4 protein-coding genes and 2 pseudogenes are annotated in these 2535 nt (G+C 40.0%); 1 reads left to right on the top strand and 5 read right to left on the bottom strand.

Features of this window, described 5'->3' with window-relative positions; translation table 11 throughout:
• A pseudogene (locus ACFILL_RS08980) lies at positions 1 to 95 on the top strand (DNA-binding protein); the annotation flags it as partial.
• Between the two features lie 51 nt (positions 96 to 146).
• Here ACFILL_RS08980 and ACFILL_RS08975 read toward each other — a convergent pair.
• From ACFILL_RS08975 to ACFILL_RS08955, 5 genes and pseudogenes are all read right to left on the bottom strand, one after another.
• The gene (locus tag ACFILL_RS08975) at positions 147 to 506 is read right to left on the bottom strand and encodes a hypothetical protein (protein ID WP_375624232.1); all 360 of its coding nucleotides are present in this window, start codon (positions 504 to 506) and stop codon (positions 147 to 149) included.
• Between the two features lie 180 nt (positions 507 to 686).
• Positions 687 to 1094: a hypothetical protein gene (locus ACFILL_RS08970; RefSeq protein WP_375643795.1), complete on the bottom strand. Its 408-nt coding sequence runs from the start codon at positions 1092 to 1094 to the stop codon at positions 687 to 689.
• Positions 1095 to 1115: 21 nt separating this feature from the next.
• Positions 1116 to 1856 (bottom strand): filamentous hemagglutinin, encoded by a 741-nt coding sequence (locus tag ACFILL_RS08965; RefSeq protein ID WP_375643796.1) that lies wholly within the window; start codon positions 1854 to 1856, stop codon positions 1116 to 1118.
• Positions 1857 to 1868: 12 nt separating this feature from the next.
• A complete protein-coding gene (locus ACFILL_RS08960; RefSeq protein ID WP_375643797.1) occupies positions 1869 to 2273 on the bottom strand; it encodes a hypothetical protein in 405 nt (134 codons plus the stop codon).
• Positions 2270 to 2535, bottom strand: a pseudogene (locus tag ACFILL_RS08955) (filamentous hemagglutinin); the annotation flags it as partial. The pseudogene ACFILL_RS08955 and the gene ACFILL_RS08960, both read right to left, overlap by 4 nt.

The following is a 2535-nucleotide window of genomic DNA, read 5'->3' as shown; positions in this document are numbered from 1 at the left end:
CTTTAAAATTTGGCTTTTTATCCCGTTGGTTACAATCAGATCTTTTGAATGTAATCGAACAAGCAAAACAGCAACGTCAAAGTGACGCGGCATAAAAAAACCTTGTCACGTAAGGATGGACAAGGCTTTCTCTGCTGAAGCAAGACTTAAGGTTTGCATTCAAGTTGTTCTGAATGCTTTTTACAATAAGAGCTATTTAAGCGTCTCTCAACACTTCGCTGAGGCATGACAGCACCAGGACGACATATGGGAAGGTTGTCTGATTTATGGTTCTCACACCAATCTTGTATTGTAAAGCTAGGGCGAAAACCTGATTGCGCCATACACATTTCAATACTGGCAAATTGATTCAAATCTAGCGCCACAACCTTATTAAGGTCCGGTACTCCACATTCTAAAAGTATTTTATTTCTCCATAATGCTGGAGAAAGTGAGGGAATTGAGTTAACACATCCAGTGATACTTAACAGAGCTATACAACTCAATAGTTTTAAGATTTTCTTCATTATTCCCCTCTTTCAATGGATTTATTTACAATAAAAAAGCTCATAAGCCTGTTGATATTTTCTGTCATCGCTGCTTAAAACAACGGTGAACAATATTGAGATGATGCATTGAGAAAACAATCCCACCATTCCAAGTGAAGGCAAGGATAGCGGATTGTTAATCATCACAAACAGCAAAACTTAAGGATAACATTCATATTGTTCTGGATGCTTTTTACAAAAAGGGCTGTTCAAGCGCTTCTTGACACTGCGCTGTGGTATGACAGCACCTGGACGACAAGCCGGAAGATTCTTTCCTTGAAAATTCTCACACCACGTTCCTGCCTCTGTATCTTTATAGCGGAATCCTGATTGAACCATACAAGAATCAATAAACGCCTTTTTATTTAAACTTAACTTTCTATTTTCTGGATCCTTATCATAAGGGGTTGGCATTCCACATTCTAATAAGGCTTTTCCTACCTCAGTAAAATCAGTAACACCATTTTTCTCCCACGCGCTCAAATATCCTCCAGGAGTTTTATTAAACTGACATCCAGCTATACTTAACAAAGTTACAGCGCTTAATAATTTTAAAGTTTGTTTCATTTTTTTCCTCCATGATTTAATTCAAGGTTTTTGTTTTAAATGAGATGAGCCATACCTTTTTTGGCATTTTTGACCCGCATCTCCAAGACAGGTATGGGAGCTTATGGGATTCATGATCACTCTCCACCATTCTTTCCACCAGTTACTGCCAGCAGGTATTGTCTCGTAGGTATAGCCATTGCCGCCAATAATTCTGCTTACAAAGTCATATCTATTCCCATCAAAGCCAATAGTGGTTTGTTTGCCATCACTCACATAACCTAACAGACCGGATGCAACTAAAGCATTAAAGGCGGGTCCATAGAAATTGATATTCGTGTTGTCGGCTATACCGTGCACACCTTCTTGTTTGAAAGAATACAGCATATTCCCCAATGTCATGGTACCACGGCTATGGCCATACTCTTCCAATCCCGTGTTACCATAGCGAGACATTATATCTTTTGCTTCTTGTGTTGAATTGGTCAAACCCCAAAAGTTATTTTCCATGAACTTCTGATAGCCTGCTACCAAGAGTTCTGAAATAGCAGAATCGGCTTCTGGGAACACAACAAAATAAAGCGGTACATTTTTATTCTCCGCATGTTGCTCTGCATAAACAGCCGCCTCATAGGGTGTTGTAAGAATACCATTGAGGAAAAAATGAACCTTGCCATCAGAACCTTTTTGTAAATTCTGTTGTTCTTCATCCGTTAAATAATGTGCGTGAGGAAACAATCGCGCCATTCCAAGTGAAGGCAAGGATGGCAGATTGTTGATCATCACAAGCAAGACTTAAGGATAGCATTCATATTGTTCTGGATGCTTTTTACAAAACGGGCTATTTAAGCGCTTCTTGACACTGCGCCTCGGGATCACAGCACCTAGACGACAAATGGGCAAGTTTTCGGCTTTATGATTTCCACACCAGCCCCCGCCCCTATCATATTTATCATGGAAACCAGCTTGAATCATACAAGCTTCTATGGTTGCCCATGCATTGTTGCTTAAATTTCTGTTTTCTGGAAATACATCATAAGGAGCTGGCATTCCACATTCTAAAAGTGCTTTTTTTACCTCAAGCCGATCTGCTCCTGATTTCTCCCACACCGTGAAGTATCCTGCAGGAGGTTTATTAAACTGACATCCAGCTATACTTAACAAAGTTACAGCGCTTAATAATTTTAAAGTTTGTTTCATTTTTTCCTCCTTAAAGGGAATTGTACTCGATGGGAAAGTCCATATATATCTCGACATTTTGGACCCGCATCTCCAAGGCAAGTATGGGAATTTATGGGATTTGTAGCCACTCTCAACCATTCTGTCCAAACGTTACTGCCAGCAGGGAGTGTCCCGTAGGTATAGCCATTGCCACCAATAATTCTGCTTACAAAGTCATATCTATTCCCATCAAAGCCAACAGTGGTTTGTTTGCCGTCACTCACATAACCTAACAGACCGG

This window comes from Bartonella sp. AP20NXHL (genome assembly GCF_042196165.1).
Taxonomy (GTDB): Bacteria; Pseudomonadota; Alphaproteobacteria; order Rhizobiales; family Rhizobiaceae; genus Bartonella.
The sequence above is the reverse complement of the archived record's forward strand: the minus strand, read 5'-3'. Positions and strand labels throughout refer to the sequence as shown.

Coding starts and splice junctions, on each gene's coding strand:
- ACFILL_RS08975 (WP_375624232.1), bottom strand. CDS start 506: ATGAAGAAAATCTTAAAACTATTGAGTTGTATAGCTCTGTTAAGTATC.
- ACFILL_RS08970 (WP_375643795.1), bottom strand. CDS start 1,094: ATGAAACAAACTTTAAAATTATTAAGCGCTGTAACTTTGTTAAGTATA.
- ACFILL_RS08965 (WP_375643796.1), bottom strand. CDS start 1,856: ATGATCAACAATCTGCCATCCTTGCCTTCACTTGGAATGGCGCGATTG.
- ACFILL_RS08960 (WP_375643797.1), bottom strand. CDS start 2,273: ATGAAACAAACTTTAAAATTATTAAGCGCTGTAACTTTGTTAAGTATA.